Genomic DNA, 17983 nt, shown 5'->3' on the forward strand with positions numbered 1-17983 from the left:
GCCTGAGGGAAAATGGCCGCCTTTTTCCGGTCCCACTTTTATCTGCCCCAGGAGATCAGCGATGCCAAGCCGTCGTGAGCGAGCCAATGCCATTCGTGCCCTCAGCATGGATGCCGTGCAAAAGGCCAATAGCGGCCACCCGGGTGCCCCGATGGGCATGGCGGATATCGCTGAAGTGCTTTGGCGCGATTATCTGAAGCACAACCCAGCCAATCCCATGTTTGCTGACCGCGACCGGTTCATCCTGTCCAACGGTCACGGCTCGATGCTGATCTACTCGCTGCTGCACCTGACCGGCTACGACCTGTCCATCGAAGACCTGAAAAACTTCCGTCAGCTGCACAGCCGCACGCCGGGCCACCCGGAGTACGGCTACACCCCGGGCGTTGAAACCACCACCGGCCCACTGGGTCAGGGTTTCGCTAACGCCGTCGGTTTTGCGGTCGCCGAGAAAACGCTGGCTGCCCAGTTCAACCGTCCAGGCCACAACATCGTCAACCACCACACCTACGTGTTCATGGGTGATGGCTGCATGATGGAAGGCATCTCCCACGAAGTCGCTTCCCTGGCCGGTACGCTGCGCCTGAACAAGCTAGTCGCGTTCTACGACGACAACGGGATTTCCATCGACGGCGAAGTCGAAGGCTGGTTCACCGACGACACCCCGAAGCGCTTTGAGTCCTACGGCTGGCTGGTCATCCGTAACGTCGACGGCCATGACGCCGACGAGATCAAAACCGCCATCGACACCGCTCACAAGAGCGACAAGCCGACACTGATCTGCTGCAAGACCACCATCGGTTTCGGTTCGCCGAACAAGCAGGGCAAGGAAGACTGCCACGGCGCTCCGCTGGGCACTGACGAAATCGCCCTGACCCGCGCTGCGCTGAAGTGGACCCATGGCCCGTTCGAAATTCCGGCCGACATCTACAGCGAGTGGAACGCCAAGGAAAAAGGCCTGGCCGCCGAGGCCGAATGGGATCAGCGTTTTGCTGCCTATTCCGCTGCCTTCCCGACCGAAGCCAACGAGCTGATCCGCCGCATGAGCGGTGAATTGCCTGCTGACTTCGCCGAGAAATCCGCCGCGTACGTCGCTGAAGTCAACGCCAAGGGCGAAACCATCGCCAGCCGTAAGGCCAGCCAGAACGCGTTGAGCGCCTTCGGTCCGCTGCTGCCTGAGTTCCTCGGCGGCTCGGCTGACCTGGCAGGTTCCAACCTGACCATCTGGAAAGGTTGCCGCAGCATCACCGGCGAAGACGCCACCGGCAACTACCTGCACTACGGTGTTCGTGAGTTCGGCATGGGCGCCATCATGAACGGTATCGCCCTGCACGGCGGCTTCGTGCCGTACGGCGCGACCTTCCTGATCTTCATGGAATACGCTCGCAACGCCGTGCGCATGTCTTCGTTGATGAAGAAACGCATCATCTATGTGTTCACCCACGACTCCATCGGTCTGGGCGAAGACGGCCCGACTCACCAGCCGATCGAGCAGCTGACCAGCTTGCGCACCACGCCGAACCTGGACTGCTGGCGCCCGGCCGATGCCGTGGAATCCGCCATCGCCTGGAAACACGCCATTGAACGTGATGACGGCCCGTCTGCGCTGATCTTCTCCCGTCAGAACCTGCAACATCAGGCGCGTGATGCCGAGCAGCTGGAAAACATCAACCGCGGTGGTTACGTGCTGCGCGACTGCAGCGGCGAGCCTGATCTGATCCTGATCGCCACCGGTTCCGAAGTCGGCCTGGCTGTTCAGGCATACGACAAGCTCACCGCAGACGGCAAGAACGTGCGTGTGGTTTCCATGCCATGCACCAGCGTTTTCGAAACCCAGAGCGCCGAGTACAAGCAGTCGGTTCTGCCGCTGGAAGTCAGCGCGCGTATCGCCATCGAAGCTGCTCACGCCGACTACTGGTACAAATACGTGGGCCTGGAAGGTCGCGTCATCGGCATGACCACCTTCGGCGAGTCGGCACCTGCCAACCTGCTGTTCGAAGAGTTCGGCTTCACGCTGGAGAACGTTCTGTCCACGGCTGAAGAGCTGCTGGAAGACTAAGCACCATCGCGTTGCCCTTGTAGGCGCGTGGCTTGTTATGCGATCTGCTGCCTGTAACTGGCAGGTCGCGGGAGAGCCGCGCGCCTGCAGGTTCTCTGTACCACTCAAGATGTTGAGAACCCCATGCCTCAGCCACGCCCTTATAAAGTCGCCCTCAATGGTTACGGTCGTATCGGCCGCTGCGTGCTGCGCGCGCTGTGCGAGCGAGGTGCGAAAGCGGGCTTTGAAGTGGTGGCAATCAATGACCTGGCCGACATGGCCAGTCTCGAATACCTCACGCGCTTCGACTCCACACACGGCCGGTTTCCCGGCGAAGTGCGGGTCGAAGGCGATTTTCTGCACATCAACGATCACGTCATCAAAGTGTTTCGCAGCGCGACGCCGGAAGGCATCGACTGGGGCTCCCTCGACGTGGATCTGGTGCTCGAATGCTCCGGCGTCTACAACACCCGTGCTGACGGCGAGCGCTTTCTTTCGGCCCGGGCGCCACGGGTGTTGTTCTCCCAGCCCATGGCCAGTGAAGCCGACGTTGACGCCACCATCGTCTACGGCATCAATCAGGAAGCCCTGACGGGGGATGAGCGGCTGGTGTCTGCCGCGTCGTGCACCACCAATTGCAGCGTGCCATTGCTCGACCTGCTGAACCGCGAGTTGGGTCTCGAATACGTAACCATCACCACGATTCACTCGGCGATGAACGATCAGCCGGTGATCGACGCCTATCATCATGAGGATCTGCGCCGCACGCGTTCGGCTTTTCAGTCGATCATCCCGGTGTCCACTGGTCTGGCGCGAGGCATCGAGCGGCTGCTTCCGGAACTTGCCGGCCGAATTCAGGCCAAAGCAGTTCGTGTGCCGACGGTGAACGTCTCGTGCCTGGACATCACGCTGCAGGTCGCCCGTGATACCGATGCCGTCGAGATCAACCGCATCCTGCGCGAGGCCGCCACCCGCGGCCCGCTGAAGGGACTGCTGGCGTATACCGAATTGCCGCATGCCAGTTGCGATTTCAACCACGACCCGCACTCGGCCATCATTGATGCCAGCCAGACGCGGGTCTCGGGCCCCAGGCTGGTGAACATCCTGGCGTGGTTCGACAACGAGTGGGGTTTTGCCAATCGCATGCTGGATGTCGCCGATCACTACCTGCACACCATTCATAAACAATAGTAAAAACAGGGAATGCCTCATGACCGTGTTGAAGATGACCGACCTCGATCTGCAAGGTAAGCGTGTACTGATCCGCGAAGACCTCAACGTTCCGGTCAAAGACGGCGTGGTGACCAGCGATGCCCGCATTCTCGCGTCGCTGCCCACCATCAAGCTGGCGCTGGAGAAAGGCGCAGCCGTCATGGTCTGCTCGCACCTGGGTCGCCCCACCGAGGGTGAGTTTTCTGCCGAGAACAGCCTCAAGCCGGTTGCTGACTACCTGAGCAAGGCGCTCGGTCGTGAAGTGCCGCTGGTCACGGAGTACCTGGACGGTGTCGAGGTCAAGGCGGGCGATATCGTGCTGTTCGAGAACGTGCGCTTCAACAAGGGCGAAAAGAAGAACGCTGACGAGCTGGCGCAGAAGTACGCCGCTTTGTGTGATGTGTTCGTGATGGACGCCTTCGGCACCGCCCACCGTGCGGAAGGCTCGACCCACGGCGTGGCCAAGTTCGCCAAAATCGCTGCGGCCGGTCCTTTGCTGGCAGCCGAACTGGACGCGCTGGGCAAGGCCCTTGGCAATCCGGCCCAACCAATGGCGGCCATCGTGGCCGGCTCCAAGGTCTCCACCAAACTGGACGTGCTCAACAGCCTGAGCCAGAAGTGCAATCAGCTGATCGTCGGCGGTGGCATCGCCAATACTTTCCTGGCAGCGGCAGGTCATCCGGTTGGCAAATCCTTGTACGAGCCTGGCCTGCTTGAGACCGCCAAAGCCATCGCCGCCAAGGTCAGCGTGCCTTTGCCGGTCGATGTGGTGGTTGCCAAGCAATTCGCCGCCGATGCGGAAGCCACCGTCAAGCTGATCGCCGATGTGGCCGAGGACGACATGATCCTCGACATCGGTCCTCAAACAGCTGCGCACTTCGCCGAACTGCTGAAATCTTCCAAGACTATTCTCTGGAACGGCCCGGTCGGCGTATTCGAGTTCGATCAGTTCGGCGAAGGCACCAAGACACTGGCTCATGCAATCGCTGAGAGTTCTGCTTTCTCGATCGCAGGCGGCGGCGATACGTTGGCCGCCATCGACAAATACGGTGTAGGCGACAAAATCTCCTATATCTCTACAGGCGGTGGTGCGTTCCTCGAGTTCGTCGAGGGCAAGGTTCTGCCGGCTGTGGAAGTTCTGGAACAACGCGCCAAGGCCTGACCGGCCAAGGTGAAGGGGAGTGAAATGGTCAAGCCATTACCGCTGTTGATCATGGCGGGTTTGCTGGTCGGCTGCGCAAGCAAGCCTGAAGCGGAGACGGCGTCCAGCGCGGCACCGGGACTGCTCCAGGTCAGCTGCTATCAGGCGGGCTGGCAGGCGGAAACCGTACCGATCGTTTACAAGCGTGGCGGGCCTGAGGTATGGGAAAAATACGAATTCATGCCTGCCATGGGACCAGTCCCCTGTCACTGATTTTCAGTCGACCACTGATTCTCAGCTGACGGTGCGCCGGAATACAGGAACAGCATTGCCCCTGCCATGATCGACATCCGTCGCGCGATGCAGGCGATCCAGGAGTAGTAATGAAAGGCTTGTTAGCCCTTGCGACACTGATGCTGCTGAGCGGTTGCGCCAGCATGAAGGCTTCGGAACCGGCAGCCCCCTGGACCCATTGGGTCTGCGACAGCAAAGCCGAGATTTTTTGGAAGTACGCCGATGCCGCTAAGAAAGAGGTGGATGTACGCCTCAATCAGAGCGAGCAGGTATTCCGTCTGCAAGCAGCGCCCGGAGCTTCCGGCGCGCTCTACAGTAACGGCGTGCTGGCGTTCGACAACAAAGGCAGCGAAGGCTTGGTCTACTGGGACGCTACCAACGATTTGATCGGTCGTGGCTGCAAGGCGCCGTAAAGGGCCGAGCAGTTCGAGCGAGGCTGTACCGGGGCGATGTCTGAGCAATCGACCCCTATAATTTGAATAGCCGCCAATACGGCACGCACGATTAACGACCCCACCGGGAGAGAGACAGACAATGGCACTTATCAGCATGCGCCAGATGTTGGACCACGCAGCCGAATTCGGTTACGGCGTCCCTGCATTCAACGTGAATAACCTGGAACAAATGCGCGCCATTATGGAAGCGGCCGACAAGACCGATTCTCCGGTGATCGTTCAGGCTTCGGCCGGTGCGCGCAAATACGCTGGCGCCCCGTTCCTGCGCCACCTGATCCTGGCGGCAATCGAAGAATTCCCGCACATCCCGGTGGTCATGCACCAGGACCACGGCACCAGTCCGGCCATCTGCCAACGTTCCATCCAGCTGGGCTTCAGCTCGGTCATGATGGACGGTTCGCTGCGCGAAGACGGCAAAAGCCCTGCGGACTACGAGTACAACGTTCGCGTGACGCAGGAAACCGTCGCCATGGCTCACGCCTGCGGCGTTTCGGTTGAGGGCGAACTGGGCGTTTTGGGTTCGCTGGAAACCGGTATGGCCGGTGAAGAAGACGGCGTCGGCGCAGAAGGCATGCTGGATCACAGCCAGATGTTGACCGACCCGGAAGAAGCAGCTGATTTCGTCAAGAAAACCCAGGTCGATGCCTTGGCCATCGCCATTGGCACCAGCCACGGCGCTTACAAGTTCACCAAGCCGCCTACCGGCGACATTCTGGCGATCGAGCGCATCAAGGAAATCCACAAGCGCATCCCGAACACCCACCTGGTGATGCACGGTTCTTCTTCCGTTCCGCAGGAATGGCTGAAAATCATCAACGAGTTCGGCGGCGACATCAAAGAAACCTACGGCGTGCCAGTCGAAGAAATCGTTGAAGGCATCAAGCACGGCGTGCGCAAGGTCAACATCGACACCGACCTGCGTCTGGCGTCCACCGGTGCCATCCGCGAATTCATGGCGAAAAACCCGAGCGAGTTCGACCCACGCAAGTACCTGGCAAAAACTGTATCGGCCATGCGCGACGTGTGCATCGCCCGTTACGAAGCATTCGGCACCGCCGGCAACGCCTCCAAGATCAAGCCGATCTCTCTGGAGAAGATGTTCGAGCGTTATGCCAAGGGCGAGCTGAACGCCAAAGTGAACTGATCGTTTTCTGATCAATTTGCAAGAATGAAGAAGCCCGCAGCGATGCGGGCTTTTTTGTGGCTGTGATTCGCGAAGGTTATTTCGGCAGCCCGATGACTCGGCCGACATACATTGGGTCAGGCTGGTCACGCTGTGCTTCAGTAAACAATTGCAACGCCTGCAGTGACGTTTCGCTGAACGGCGCCGACTTCGGCCCGGCGGCCAGATCCACATGCAGCAGCATCTGCTCGCTCGCTGCCAACTCGACATCCCCTTCTGCTTTGTAAAGCCCGTGATAAAGCTGCACCCGCTTGCGGTCTTGTCCGATGATTTGCGTACGCACCTCCACCACTTCCCCGAGCTTCACTTCGTGCAGGAAGTTGATGTGCGCTTCGAGCGTAAACAGCGAGTGGCCGCTTGCATCCCTATCGTCAGTGGCGAGGCCGATTCGGTCCATGAAGGCGTCTGTGGCGAAGCTGAAAATCAGCAAATAAAAGGCATCGCGGAGGTGACCGTTGTAGTCGACCCAATCGGCGAGGACCGGGGTTTTGTAAGTGATGAGCGCTGGCATAGGATTCCCATGGCTGAAATCTTGGTGAGCTGAACGGGCCTATTCGTGAGCAAGCTCACTCTCACAGGTCTTGCGTGAACCAATGCAGGACCGGCTTTAGCCGGGAAGACGGCAAGCGCCACACCGCGAAATTTCGGGTGCACATCAACAGTATTTCCCGATCCCCTGTAGAAGCGAGCTGCTCGCGAGGGCCCCAGTTCAGACGATAGGGCGCTGGCGTATCAATCCTCAAACGCCATTCCATGTTTGGCCTTGGTGGTTTTCACTGCTTCAATCACCGCCAGCAGGCAGTCATCGCGATACCGCTCCAGCGCCGCAATGCTGTGGCTGCCGAGCTGATCCGAGGTGCCATCAACCACGTCATCGATCAACTTGTCAGTTAGCTCGGGCGCCGGGAGATAGGTCCACGGCAACTGCAGCGCCGGGCCGAATTGCGCCATGAAGTGGCGCATGCCCGCATCGCCGCCGGCCAGGGTGTACGTCAGAAAAGTGCCCATGAACGACCAGCGCAGGCCGGCGCCGAAACGGATGGCGTCATCGATTTCGCCTGTGGTCGCCACGCCATCGTTGACCAGATGCAGCGCCTCACGCCATAACGCTTCCAGCAAGCGATCCGCAATGAAGCCGGGGACTTCTTTGCGCACATGGAGCGGGCGCATCCCCAGTGATTGATAGACCTGAATCGCCGCCTGCACCGCTTCCGGTGCAGTGTTTTTGCCGCCCACCACTTCTACCAGCGGTAGCAGATAAACCGGGTTGAATGGGTGGCCCACCACGCAGCGCTCCGGGTGCGTGGCGCTTTCGTAAAACTCCGACGGCAGCAGACCGGAGGTGCTGGATCCAATGATCGCGTCAGGCTTGGCCGCCGCGCTGATCTTGCTGTGCAGATCCAGTTTGAGGTCAAGGCGCTCCGGGGCGCTTTCCTGAATGAAGTCGGCGTCGCGAACGCACTCTTCGATGGTGTCGACGAAGCGCAGACGTTCCTGGGAGGCGCCCGACGCCAGGCCTTTTTGTTCAAGGGCCGGCCACGCGTTGGCGACGCGTTTGCGCAGCGCGGCTTCCGCTCCCGGCGCCGGGTCCCAAGCCACGACATCCCGGCCGTGAGCCAGCGCGCGCGCTACCCAGCCGCTGCCAATGACACCGCTGCCCAAGGCCGCGAAGGTTTTGATGGTGGTAATGAAGGTCATGTCGGTTACTCGAAAAAGTGTCGAAGCCCTTGTGGGAGTGAGCTTGCTCGCGATAGCTATTCATCTGTGCGGCATGTGTGACTGACCCACCGTCATCGCGAGCAAGCTCACTCCTGCACGGTGGGATTTATGTGGAGATCAAAACCGCTTTTTCAGCCCCATCTTTACGCGGCCCTCTGCGGGAGTCAGAACCCGGGCGCCCAGTCGGCTGAGGATTTCGCTGGCCCGCTCGACCAGTGCGCCGTTGCTGGCGAGCACACCTTTTTCGAGCCAGATGTTGTCCTCCAGACCGACCCGCACGTTGCCGCCGAGCAATACCGCCTGCGCAGCCATCGGCATTTGCATGCGGCCGATACCAAAGGCGGCCCAGACTGCATCGGCAGGCAAGTTGTCGACCATGGCTTTCATCGTGGTGGTGTCCGCCGGCGCGCCCCACGGAATACCCAGGCACAGCTGAAACAGCGGGTTGTCCAGCAAGCCTTCTTTCATCATCTGTTTGGCGAACCACAGGTGGCCGGTGTCAAAAATCTCCAGCTCGGCTTTTACCCCCAGCTCTTGAATACGCTTGGCCCCCGCCCGCAGTTGCGCGGGCGTGGACACGTAAATGGTGTCGCCATCGCCAAAGTTGAGGGTGCCGCAATCCAGCGTGCAGATTTCCGGCAGCAGCGCTTCAACGTGCGCCAGCCGGGTCAGCGGACCGACCAGATCGGTACCGGGACCAAAGTCGGTCGGACGTTCGCCCGGGCCGATTTCCAGATCGCCGCCCATGCCTGCCGTCAGGTTGACGATGATGTCGATGTCGGCTTCACGGATGCGGTCCATGGTTTCGCGGTAAAGCTCGACGTCACGGCTGAACTTGCCGGTTTCGGGATCGCGGACATGGCAGTGCACGACTGTCGCACCAGCCTTGGCGGCCTCGACTGCGGCGGCGGCAATCTGCTTGGGCGTGATCGGGACCAGGTGGCTTTTTCCGGTCGTGTCGCCAGCACCGGTCAGTGCGCAGGTGATGATGACGTCGTGATTCATGGGTGAGGTTCCTTGCAGGCCAGGCAGTGACGCGGACATTTGCATTCCGCTTTTGAGGTGCAAAGCTACGCAGCGGCGAACCCCTCAAAACGCACAGCGGCGACACGGTCTTGCACAGCAGCGACCTGTGCTGTTGCTGCCCATCGGCAAGAGGTGTATTTGATGATCGGGCTCAGGACGCCCCATCCCGCAAATCCCAAGGAACGCGCCAACGATGTCCCAGGATTTCTACTTTCTGCTCATGCCCGGCTTTTCGATGATGGGCTTCGTCTCGGCGCTGGAGCCTTTGCGCGTCGCCAATCGCTTCGGTGGCGAGCTGTTTCGCTGGCACATCCTGAGCGTCGACGGCGGTCCCGTGATTGCCAGCAACGGCATGTCGGTGAACGCCGACGCGGCGCTTGAGCCACTGAAAAAGGGTGCGACCCTGTGGGTGATGGGCAGCGTCGATCCGCTGAAGTTTTACACCGGCATGCTGGAACACTGGCTGCGTCGGCTGGACCTGGAAGGCGTGGTTCTAGGGGCGATCGACACCGGCAGTTTCGTGCTCGCCCAAGCCGGTTTGTTGGAGGGCTATCGCCTGACCCTGCACTGGGAAGCCCTGGACGCCTTCAAGGAAACCTACCCCCGGCTGCAAGCAACACAGGAATTGTTCGAGATCGACCGGCGCCGCATTACGTCGGCCGGCGGCACGGCCTCCATCGACATGATGCTCGACCTGATCGGGCAGGCGCATGGCCCGGACATGGCGATCAAGGTCTCCGAGCAGTTCGTCCTTGGGCGCATACGCCAGCGCAAAGACCACCAGCGTATGCAGATCGCCACGCGCTACGGCATCAACAACAAAAAACTGGTTCAGGTGATCGGCGTCATGGAGCAGCACACCGAACCGCCGCTGAGCACGCTGGAACTGGCCGAGGGGATTCAAGTGACGCGGCGTCAGCTGGAGCGGCTCTTTCGCCTGCACCTGAACGACACGCCGAGCAACTTCTACCTCGGCCTGCGGCTGGAAAAAGCCAGGCAACTGCTGCGCCAGAGCGATATGAGCGTGTTGGAAGTCAGCATCGCCTGCGGGTTTGAATCGCCGTCGTATTTCACCCGTAGTTACAGGGCAAAATTTGTGCTGTGCCCGAGGGAGGATCGAGGGCGGACGCGCGAGGTGAAGGCTGTTTGATGCTCAATTATGGTGAATTATAGTCGCGACTATAATTCGGTATAAATGACCCGGCGGGCGGCTTTCGTCTTCTTCTTCTTCAGGCTCCGGCTCGTTCAGCAGGACCGGCTTCAGCCGGGAATAGGCTCGGTTGAGCACCCTCAGTTTAAGGTGGTGGCGCCTGACGCCTTCCCGGCTAAAGCCGGTCCTACAGTCGGATTTAACCCCGGCCCACCACCGAGCAAGCGATCGGATGCAGACCTTTCTACTTGGTCTTCATCAACGCCGAACACGCCGCTTTGTACGCCTCGTGCTGATACTTGTTCAGTGCTGCGGGCAGTTCAAAGCTGTGCTTCTTCATCTGAGCATTAATGGTCTGGGGCGACAGCAGGATGACGTCGCAGTCTTCCAGCAGCTGAAAGATAGTCTCGATCTTGAAGGTCGTCGGGCCGCCGGCGAATTCGCCTTTCTTGCTGCGCTTTTTGATGGCGATATGACCGATGCCGTTATCACGCACGAACGCCTCGATCTGGCGGGCGAACGCTTTCACGTTGACGGCTTCATCGTCGTCTTCGAGTGCGATCTTTTTGGTCGGCAGTGGGATGTGTTCGAGCGCGCCAGATGCGCGAGTGGCGACAGCGAAGATGGCCTCGCTGCCTTTGATTTCTACGCCGCAGATGTTCATGTGCCTACCTTGAGCTCGGGGAAGGCGTCAGGGTAGCGCATTCGGGATCACTCAGACTGCGCGACGGTATCCAGATACTCCGATCGTTCGTCGCTGGCGCGGGTCAGGCAATCGTTCTGATCGATATTGAATTCTTTGGTACCCGGTTTGGCGGGGAACACTTCCACTGCGCAGTCCGCGTCACGCAGTTTTTTCCAGGCTTCCTGAGCGGCCTTGAGTTTGGTGGCGAATTCCTCGGCCTGGGCCTTATTCGCCCCGAACTGCGTCTGCACGCGCTCAAGCACGTTCTGCACATTCTCGGTCAGCAACTTCTCCGCCGTATCGCGGGTGTATACCGAGCACTCAAGCGTCTGCTGATCTTCTTCAAGGCCCTCACAGGGGTCGGCGGCCGGAGTGGCTGCTGCGTGTGCGCCTGTCGCGAATAGAGCCAGAGCCAGAAACATGGTTTTCATTAGGGCTTTCCGAGTCAGAGATGGATTGGATTCTCGCCCAAGCGCGAGGCAATGAACAGGTGTCAAATGCGGTGACCGTCCGGACGCCGTGAGCCGGCGTCGCTTGTTGACGGTTTCGACACTTTTCCAGTCGTTTTATCTCGCGATGCTTGGCCTTTTGATACGTCAAGAAGGGAGTTTTGTCGAATCTCCACTGGGTAAAAGAACCGTCCTACGGAAAAGTCTGAAATTTTCCATCAGGGTTTTTGTAGCGAGTTTCTTTGGGTAGGATCCAATCCGCGCCGTTAACCGGCACACGCAAATAACCCAGCAACTCAGGGAGAGAGCTCATGGCGCTCGACGCATTTATCCAATTTGATGGCATTCCGGGTGAGAGCCTCGACGACCAGCACAAGAACTGGATCGAAATCCTCGGCTATAACTTCGGTACCCATCAGAGCGCATCGGCGACCGCAACCTCGGCGGGTGGCGCCTCGTCGGGCCGGACCACTGTCACCACATTCAACTTTTCCAAGTTCCTTGATGCGGCAAGCGCCAAACTGATGCAAGCGAGCTGCGCAGGCCAGCATTTCAAAAAAGTAACCATCGCGGTGCACCGCGCTGGCGGCGAAAAGCTCAAGTACTTTGAGATCGTGCTAGAGGAAGTGATCATTTCTGACTACAGCCACAGTGCCACCGTCGGCGTGCCCCGCGAAGTGGTGCAGCTCGATTACGGACGTATCAAAACCAACTACGTTCAGCAGCGTCGTAGCGATGGTGGTGGGGGCGGCAACGTGACGGGTGGCTGGGACCGTATCAAAAACACGATTTACGCGTGAGGGTCGTCTATGTCGCGGCCTTACAGCTTCATCAATGATCAGATGCAGACCTATTTTTCTATCAAGGCAAAACTGCCCTTGGGACGCCGCGCGGCTGATAAATTCGATGTGCTTAATGCCCACATCCGCAATTCCACCGTAGCGGCGGGAGAAATCGTCATCGTCCCCGATGATCTAACCTCTGCGTGTACGTCTGAAGAAGCCGAACTCATGAGGCTTGCTACGATGACCCATCAGGGCCTCATCGATAACGACGCAGGAGGCGACGACTTCATCGTGGCCAACCACGAACTCATCACGCGGCTACTTGGCAATACCTCAATCGGTATCGGAATGGCTGCTGACGCTTGGGAAAAGCATCTGGAGCAGATCAAGACCACGCTCGACAGCATCGATGCCCTGCATAAGCAACACATGGCCTCGGGAACCCTGATCGAACGAAATCTGTTCTATACCAAACGCCGCCAGCTTTTCGACAAACTCGAAAAGCTGCTGAAAGGCTTTCTTAGTCTGGGAGCAGGACTGCGGAACACAGGCTCAATCCGGCGAATGCTGGGGATCTCAACTAAAAGCTACCTGCACACTGGCGAGATCAGACACTACGCCGAAAAAATGAGCGGCATTGCCAAAGCGGCGAAGCTAATAAAAAGAGGAGCTTATGTGGGGATAGTTCTCGATACAGCTTCGACGGCGGTTGATATCAAGACGGCTTGCTCGACGGGCCGGGAGGATGAGTGTACGAAGGCGAAGTATGTTGAGGGGAGTAAGCTGGTTGGTAATTTGGGGGGCGCTGCGGCCGGCGCGGGAGTGGCTACTGTGATTTGCGTTACCGGGTTGGGGCTTACAACAGGTCCGGGTGCACTCGCCTGCGGTGTCATCACTGCTGGGATATTGGGTTGGTTGGGGGGCGAGATAGGAGGTAAGGGAGGCGAGATGACGGGCGAGTTACTCTATGAGGTCTCTCAATGAAAGATATCGTACCTGGCCTAGTTGCAACTTCGATAATGATCCCTGGAATCCTGAACTTATTGGTGCTGCTATTCATCACCTGGTGGGTAAGGGACGAGGTGGACAGCCGTCTTTCTCGATGTTCCATAATTGTAGATATCAAGGCCACTTTTGGTGGCTTGGGATTTATCGGAGATGTCTATAGGGTAGGCACTGTGGCGTGTATCTTAATTTTCCCTAAGCTGTTCCTCAAGCGAGGAGTCATTGATGTTCGGCAGGTAGTGGACTTTCCAAAAAAATGGAAACTATTGATCGTAGTGCCGTTTTTTCTAAATATCATTTTTTTTACGGCCATGTTGGTGTTTCGTGCCTGGCTCTACTTTTATGATTTCTAACGACTTCATATGCTTTGAAGAATATCTCCATTGGCACCGAAATAGCAGCCGACGCTGGTGAGAGCTATTTTCAAAGGGTGGCATCATTAATGTAAGCATATAAGTATTTTGGTTGTATTTGCAGGGTGCGTGAAGCTATTAGTAGCTGGCAGCTTTTTTGCGATCGGTCCGGAGGTCGTTATGATAATTAGAAGCGGACACTATCGTCATGGTGGCGCCATTCATTCTGCGGATCATGACTTTATCGTTTTGACGATGTGTATCCTTTTCGTAGTCACTCTGTTGTATACGGTGTTGATAACGTTGTATCTGCGAAACAAGATCAATAAATCACTGGATAACTGTTTAGCGGTCACGGACTCTAGTTTGTTCCAGATCGGGACCGGGTTTCTAGGAGATATCAGAAAATTAGCCATCGTAAGCGCGATGTTCCTTCGGCCCCAAATGTTCCTGAAACTGGGCGCCATCGACTTGGAGCAGGTCGATACATTCCCAAAAAAATTCAAATACATGATGTTGGCTCAGGTGGCTCTAGTCACATTGACAACGTTAGTCACCCTCGTTTTTTTTGTTTGGGCGTATCTTCCCGACTTCTGAATTCCGCCCCAGAGCGCCCCCCCTGCCTGAATGGCTGCATCATCGTGAGGACCTGCTGCGTCGTCATGCCTATGCCCTTTGTCGTTTCTTGACGCTTTCGGCAATTCCCCTGTCGTTTTTGCACCCGGCTCCTCCGACTCTCAGGCATATGCTGACCCCAAAGCGCCGGCAGACCTTCCGGCCATTAAAGAACCCCAGGGGACCGCCTGATGAGCCCAGCCGAATTACACGCCGACAGCATCGTCATTGACGGGTTGATCATTGCCAAATGGAACCGTGAGCTGTTCGAAGACATGCGCAAGGGCGGCCTGACCATGGCCAACTGCACAGTTTCGGTGTGGGAAGGTTTTCAGCAGACCGTCAATAGCATCGCGTCCAGCCAGAAACTGATTCGTGAAAACAGCGACCTGGTGATTCAGGTGCGCAACACGGCCGACATCCGCAAAGCCAAGGAGCTGGGCAAGACCGGCATCCTGTTCGGCTTCCAGAATGCCCATGCTTACGAGGACCAGATCGGCTACGTTGAGATATTCAAACAGCTGGGCGTGGGCATCGTGCAGATGTGCTACAACACCCAGAATCTGGTGGGAACCGGCTGCTACGAGCGCGACGGCGGCCTGTCAGGTTTCGGTCGTGAAATCGTCGCGGAGATGAATCGCGTCGGCGTCATGTGTGACCTCTCCCATGTGGGATCGAAGACTTCTGAGGAAGTCATCCTCGAATCGAAAAAGCCTGTCACCTACTCCCACTGCCTGCCTTCGGGCCTCAAAGAACACCCCCGCAATAAGTCCGACGCCGAGCTGAAGTTCATCGCCGATCACGGCGGCTTTGTTGGCGTGACCATGTTTGCGCCGTTTCTGGCCAAGGGTATCGATTCGACCATCGACGATTACGCCGAAGCCATCGAGTACGTGATGAACATCGTCGGCGAAGACGCCATCGGCATCGGCACTGACTTCACCCAGGGCCACGGCCAGGAATTTTTCGAATACCTGACCCACGACAAAGGCTACGCCCGCCGCCTGACCAACTTCGGCAAGATCATCAACCCGTTGGGCATCCGCACCGTCGGCGAATTCCCGAACCTCACCGAAACCCTGCTCAAACGCGGCCACTCCGAGCGCGTGGTGCGCAAGATCATGGGCGAAAACTGGGTACGCATCCTGGGCGATGTCTGGGGCGAATAAGCCTCCGGATTCACTCGCCGATCAAAGAATTTTTCCCTCTCCCATCGCAGAGAGGGCTTCCACACGAATTTTCCGGAGTTAAGTTTCCATGGCCAAGATCGCCCCGCAATTGCCAATCGAAGTCGACAGCGAGACCGGTGTCTGGACCTCCGACGCCCTGCCGATGCTGTACGTGCCGCGCCATTTCTTCGTCAACAACCACATGGGCATCGAAGAAGTACTGGGCGCCGAGGCGTACGCCGAAATCCTCTACAAGGCCGGATACAAGTCCGCCTGGCACTGGTGCGAGAAAGAAGCCGAATGCCATGGCATCGAAGGCGTTGCGGTGTTCGAGCACTACATGAATCGTCTGTCCCAGCGCGGTTGGGGCCTGTTCAAGATTCAGGACATCGATCTGGAAAAAGGCACCGCCAGCGTCAAGCTCGAGCACTCGGCGTTCGTTTACGTCTACGGCAAAGTGGGGCGCAAGGTCGATTACATGTTCACCGGTTGGTTTGCCGGCGCCATGGACCAAGTCCTTGAAGCCAGCGGCAGCAACATCCGCACCGTGGCCGAGCAGGTCTACGGCGGGTCGGAAGAAGGCCACGACGACGGCCTGTTTGTCGTCAAGCCGTTGTAAGTCGAGGTTTCCGTCATGGCTTTCGAAGCGATGTTTCAACCGATTCAGATCGGTAAATTGACCATACGCAACCGCGTATTGAGTACCGCGCACGCCGAGGTCTACGCCACCGACGGCGGCATGACCACCGACCGTTACGTGAAGTACTACGAGGAGAAAGCCAAGGGCGGCATCGGTCTGGCCATTTGCGGCGGCTCGTCCAGCGTGGCCATCGACAGCCCGCAGGGCTGGTGGAAATCGGTCAACCTGGCGACCGACAAGATCATTCCGCACTTCCAGAACCTCGCTGACGCCATGCACAAGCACGGCGCCAAGATCATGATCCAGATTACCCACATGGGCCGTCGCTCCCGCTGGGACGGCGATCATTGGCCAACGCTGCTGTCGCCTTCGGGCATCCGCGAGCCGGTACACCGCGCGACCTGCAAGACCATCGAGCCGGAAGAAATCTGGCGCGTGATCGGCAACTACGCCAGCGCGGCGGCACGGGCCAAGGCCGGTGGTCTGGACGGCGTCGAGCTGTCGGCCGTGCACCAGCACATGATTGACCAGTTCTGGAGCCCGCGGGTCAACAAGCGCACCGATGAGTGGGGCGGCAGCTTCGAGAACCGCATGCGTTTCGGCCTGGAAGTGATCAAGGCAGTGCGCAAGGAAGTGGGGCCTGATTTCTGCGTGGGCCTGCGTATCTGCGGCGACGAATTTCACCCGGATGGCTTGAGCCACGAGGACATGAAAGAGATCGCCAAGTATTACGACCAGACCGGCATGATCGACTTCATCGGGGTCGTGGGTTCGGGGTGCGATACCCACAACACCCTCGCCAACGTCATCCCGAACATGAGTTATCCACCGGAGCCATTCCTGCATTTGGCGGCCGGGATCAAGGAAGTGGTCAAGGCGCCAGTGCTGCACGCGCAGAACATCAAGGACCCGAATCAGGCGACCCGCATTCTCGAAGGCGGCTACGTCGACATGGTCGGCATGACCCGCGCGCACATCGCCGACCCGCATCTGATCACCAAGATCAAAATGGGCCAGGTCGATCAGATTCGTCAGTGCGTCGGTGCCAACTACTGCATCGACCGTCAGTACCAGGGTTTGGATGTGCTGTGCATTCAGAACGCCGCGACGTCCCGCGAATACATGGGCGTGCCGCACATCATCGAAAAGACCAGCGGCGTGAAGCGCAAGGTGGTGATCGTCGGCGCAGGGCCCGCGGGGATGGAAGCGGCGCGCGTCTCGGCCGAGCGGGGCCATGACGTGACCTTGTTCGAGAAGAAAGACGCCATCGGCGGACAGATCACCACGGCGTCGAAAGCGCCGCAGCGCGATCAGATCGCTGGCATCACTCGCTGGTTTCAGCTGGAGCTGGCGCGTTTGAAAGTCGATCTGCGTTTGGGCACGGCGGCAGATATCGCGACCATCATGGACCTGCGGCCTGATGTGGTGGTGCTGGCGGTTGGCGGTCATCCGTTCATTGAGCAGAACGAGCACTGGGGCGCGGCCGAAGGGTTGGTCGTCAGCAGTTGGGACATCCTCGACGGCAAAGTCGCGCCGGGCAAGAACGTGCTGGTCTACGACACCATTTGCGAGTTCACCGGGATGTCCACGGCCGATTTCCTGGCGGACAAAGGTTGCCAGGTCGAGATCGTTACTGACGATATCAAGCCCGGCGTTGCCATCGGTGGTACGTCGTTCCCGACCTACTACCGCAGCATGTACCCCAAAGAAGTGATCATGACCGGCGACATGATGCTGGAAAAGGTCTACCGCGAGGGCGACAAGCTGGTCGCGGTGCTGGAGAACGAATACACCGGCGCCAAAGAGGAGCGGGTAGTCGATCAAGTGGTGGTCGAGAACGGCGTGCGTCCTGACGAAGCGCTCTACTACGGGATGAAGGAAGGTTCGCGCAACAAAGGCCAGATCGACATCGATGCCCTGTTCGCGATTCAGCCGCAGCCGTCGTTGAGTCAGCCGGGTGACGGGTATCTGCTGTTCCGCATTGGCGATTGCGTGGCACAGCGCAATACCCATGCGGCGATCTATGACGCACTCAGGCTGTGCAAGGATTTCTAGCGGCCGGCA

Annotated in this window: 19 protein-coding genes; 14 read left to right on the top strand and 5 right to left on the bottom strand. The window is 58.5% G+C overall.

What is annotated here, in order from left to right; translation table 11 throughout:
- The first annotated feature begins 61 nt into the window (after window positions 1-61).
- The 6 genes from tkt to fba all read left to right on the top strand — a co-directional run bounded on the left by tkt (window position 62) and on the right by fba (window position 6284).
- Complete coding sequence (gene tkt / locus ABEH28_RS20680; protein WP_346630947.1) at window positions 62-2059, top strand: transketolase; 1998 nt, start codon at window positions 62-64, stop codon at window positions 2057-2059.
- Between the two features lie 123 nt (window positions 2060-2182).
- The gene (gene epd, locus ABEH28_RS20685; RefSeq protein WP_192173198.1) at window positions 2183-3229 is read left to right on the top strand and encodes an erythrose-4-phosphate dehydrogenase; all 1047 of its coding nucleotides are present in this window, start codon (window positions 2183-2185) and stop codon (window positions 3227-3229) included.
- A 19-nt stretch (window positions 3230-3248) separates the two neighbouring features.
- Window positions 3249-4412 carry a phosphoglycerate kinase gene (locus tag ABEH28_RS20690; protein WP_346630948.1) on the top strand — a complete coding sequence of 388 codons (1164 nt, stop codon included), beginning with the start codon at window positions 3249-3251 and terminating at the stop codon, window positions 4410-4412.
- Between the two features lie 24 nt (window positions 4413-4436).
- The gene (locus tag ABEH28_RS20695; RefSeq protein WP_192173196.1) at window positions 4437-4664 is read left to right on the top strand and encodes a hypothetical protein; all 228 of its coding nucleotides are present in this window, start codon (window positions 4437-4439) and stop codon (window positions 4662-4664) included.
- A gap of 110 nt (window positions 4665-4774) precedes the next feature.
- Entirely contained in the window at window positions 4775-5098 is a 324-nt protein-coding gene (locus ABEH28_RS20700; protein ID WP_346630949.1) for an MliC family protein, read from the top strand.
- A gap of 121 nt (window positions 5099-5219) precedes the next feature.
- Window positions 5220-6284 carry a class II fructose-bisphosphate aldolase gene (gene fba / locus ABEH28_RS20705; protein WP_037018967.1) on the top strand — a complete coding sequence of 355 codons (1065 nt, stop codon included), beginning with the start codon at window positions 5220-5222 and terminating at the stop codon, window positions 6282-6284.
- A gap of 76 nt (window positions 6285-6360) precedes the next feature.
- Here fba and ABEH28_RS20710 read toward each other — a convergent pair whose 3' ends face one another.
- From ABEH28_RS20710 to ABEH28_RS20720, 3 genes are all read right to left on the bottom strand, one after another.
- A complete protein-coding gene (locus ABEH28_RS20710; protein ID WP_346630950.1) occupies window positions 6361-6834 on the bottom strand; it encodes a thioesterase family protein in 474 nt (157 codons plus the stop codon).
- Between the two features lie 221 nt (window positions 6835-7055).
- Window positions 7056-8021, bottom strand: coding sequence for an L-carnitine dehydrogenase (locus tag ABEH28_RS20715; RefSeq protein WP_346630951.1), 966 nt, complete (start codon window positions 8019-8021; stop codon window positions 7056-7058).
- A gap of 138 nt (window positions 8022-8159) precedes the next feature.
- A complete protein-coding gene (locus ABEH28_RS20720; RefSeq protein ID WP_346630952.1) occupies window positions 8160-9047 on the bottom strand; it encodes a 3-keto-5-aminohexanoate cleavage protein in 888 nt (295 codons plus the stop codon).
- 214 nt (window positions 9048-9261) lie between these two features.
- On the opposite strand from ABEH28_RS20720, the gene ABEH28_RS20725 reads away from it, so the two are divergent.
- Window positions 9262-10218, top strand: a complete 957-nt coding sequence (locus tag ABEH28_RS20725; protein WP_346630953.1) for a GlxA family transcriptional regulator — start codon at window positions 9262-9264, stop codon at window positions 10216-10218.
- Window positions 10219-10462: 244 nt separating this feature from the next.
- Here ABEH28_RS20725 and ABEH28_RS20730 read toward each other — a convergent pair whose 3' ends face one another.
- Window positions 10463-10882 carry a DUF3010 family protein gene (locus ABEH28_RS20730; protein ID WP_192173191.1) on the bottom strand — a complete coding sequence of 140 codons (420 nt, stop codon included), beginning with the start codon at window positions 10880-10882 and terminating at the stop codon, window positions 10463-10465.
- Between the two features lie 47 nt (window positions 10883-10929).
- Window positions 10930-11334, bottom strand: a complete 405-nt coding sequence (locus ABEH28_RS20735; protein ID WP_192173190.1) for a lysozyme inhibitor LprI family protein — start codon at window positions 11332-11334, stop codon at window positions 10930-10932.
- Between the two features lie 329 nt (window positions 11335-11663).
- On the opposite strand from ABEH28_RS20735, the gene ABEH28_RS20740 reads away from it, so the two are divergent.
- The 7 genes from ABEH28_RS20740 (at window position 11664) to dgcA (ending at window position 17974) form a co-directional block, all read left to right on the top strand.
- Entirely contained in the window at window positions 11664-12152 is a 489-nt protein-coding gene (locus ABEH28_RS20740) for a type VI secretion system tube protein Hcp (RefSeq protein WP_346630954.1), read from the top strand.
- A 9-nt stretch (window positions 12153-12161) separates the two neighbouring features.
- Window positions 12162-13121 carry a hypothetical protein gene (locus ABEH28_RS20745; protein WP_346630955.1) on the top strand — a complete coding sequence of 320 codons (960 nt, stop codon included), beginning with the start codon at window positions 12162-12164 and terminating at the stop codon, window positions 13119-13121.
- Window positions 13118-13495 carry a hypothetical protein gene (locus ABEH28_RS20750; RefSeq protein WP_108121072.1) on the top strand — a complete coding sequence of 126 codons (378 nt, stop codon included), beginning with the start codon at window positions 13118-13120 and terminating at the stop codon, window positions 13493-13495. Before ABEH28_RS20745 ends, ABEH28_RS20750 begins: the two co-directional genes overlap by 4 nt.
- 180 nt (window positions 13496-13675) lie before the next feature.
- A complete protein-coding gene (locus ABEH28_RS20755) occupies window positions 13676-14092 on the top strand; it encodes a hypothetical protein (protein ID WP_346630956.1) in 417 nt (138 codons plus the stop codon).
- Window positions 14093-14301: 209 nt separating this feature from the next.
- On the top strand, window positions 14302-15279 hold the full coding sequence (locus ABEH28_RS20760; protein ID WP_074886739.1) for a dipeptidase: 978 nt from the start codon (window positions 14302-14304) through the stop codon (window positions 15277-15279).
- A gap of 88 nt (window positions 15280-15367) precedes the next feature.
- The gene (locus ABEH28_RS20765; RefSeq protein WP_192173186.1) at window positions 15368-15898 is read left to right on the top strand and encodes a 4-vinyl reductase; all 531 of its coding nucleotides are present in this window, start codon (window positions 15368-15370) and stop codon (window positions 15896-15898) included.
- 15 nt (window positions 15899-15913) lie between these two features.
- Window positions 15914-17974 (top strand): dimethylglycine demethylation protein DgcA, encoded by a 2061-nt coding sequence (dgcA, locus tag ABEH28_RS20770; RefSeq protein ID WP_192173185.1) that lies wholly within the window; start codon window positions 15914-15916, stop codon window positions 17972-17974.
- Window positions 17975-17983 lie beyond the last annotated feature (9 nt).

Origin of the sequence: Pseudomonas sp. Ps21-P2 (genome assembly GCF_039672565.1) — a bacterium.
In the GTDB taxonomy this organism is placed as follows: Bacteria; Pseudomonadota; Gammaproteobacteria; order Pseudomonadales; family Pseudomonadaceae; genus Aquipseudomonas.

Coding starts and splice junctions, on each gene's coding strand:
- tkt (WP_346630947.1), top strand. CDS start 62: ATGCCAAGCCGTCGTGAGCGAGCCAATGCCATTCGTGCCCTCAGCATG.
- epd (WP_192173198.1), top strand. CDS start 2,183: ATGCCTCAGCCACGCCCTTATAAAGTCGCCCTCAATGGTTACGGTCGT.
- ABEH28_RS20690 (WP_346630948.1), top strand. CDS start 3,249: ATGACCGTGTTGAAGATGACCGACCTCGATCTGCAAGGTAAGCGTGTA.
- ABEH28_RS20695 (WP_192173196.1), top strand. CDS start 4,437: ATGGTCAAGCCATTACCGCTGTTGATCATGGCGGGTTTGCTGGTCGGC.
- ABEH28_RS20700 (WP_346630949.1), top strand. CDS start 4,775: ATGAAAGGCTTGTTAGCCCTTGCGACACTGATGCTGCTGAGCGGTTGC.
- fba (WP_037018967.1), top strand. CDS start 5,220: ATGGCACTTATCAGCATGCGCCAGATGTTGGACCACGCAGCCGAATTC.
- ABEH28_RS20710 (WP_346630950.1), bottom strand. CDS start 6,834: ATGCCAGCGCTCATCACTTACAAAACCCCGGTCCTCGCCGATTGGGTC.
- ABEH28_RS20715 (WP_346630951.1), bottom strand. CDS start 8,021: ATGACCTTCATTACCACCATCAAAACCTTCGCGGCCTTGGGCAGCGGT.
- ABEH28_RS20720 (WP_346630952.1), bottom strand. CDS start 9,047: ATGAATCACGACGTCATCATCACCTGCGCACTGACCGGTGCTGGCGAC.
- ABEH28_RS20725 (WP_346630953.1), top strand. CDS start 9,262: ATGTCCCAGGATTTCTACTTTCTGCTCATGCCCGGCTTTTCGATGATG.
- ABEH28_RS20730 (WP_192173191.1), bottom strand. CDS start 10,882: ATGAACATCTGCGGCGTAGAAATCAAAGGCAGCGAGGCCATCTTCGCT.
- ABEH28_RS20735 (WP_192173190.1), bottom strand. CDS start 11,334: ATGAAAACCATGTTTCTGGCTCTGGCTCTATTCGCGACAGGCGCACAC.
- ABEH28_RS20740 (WP_346630954.1), top strand. CDS start 11,664: ATGGCGCTCGACGCATTTATCCAATTTGATGGCATTCCGGGTGAGAGC.
- ABEH28_RS20745 (WP_346630955.1), top strand. CDS start 12,162: ATGTCGCGGCCTTACAGCTTCATCAATGATCAGATGCAGACCTATTTT.
- ABEH28_RS20750 (WP_108121072.1), top strand. CDS start 13,118: ATGAAAGATATCGTACCTGGCCTAGTTGCAACTTCGATAATGATCCCT.
- ABEH28_RS20755 (WP_346630956.1), top strand. CDS start 13,676: ATGATAATTAGAAGCGGACACTATCGTCATGGTGGCGCCATTCATTCT.
- ABEH28_RS20760 (WP_074886739.1), top strand. CDS start 14,302: ATGAGCCCAGCCGAATTACACGCCGACAGCATCGTCATTGACGGGTTG.
- ABEH28_RS20765 (WP_192173186.1), top strand. CDS start 15,368: ATGGCCAAGATCGCCCCGCAATTGCCAATCGAAGTCGACAGCGAGACC.
- dgcA (WP_192173185.1), top strand. CDS start 15,914: ATGGCTTTCGAAGCGATGTTTCAACCGATTCAGATCGGTAAATTGACC.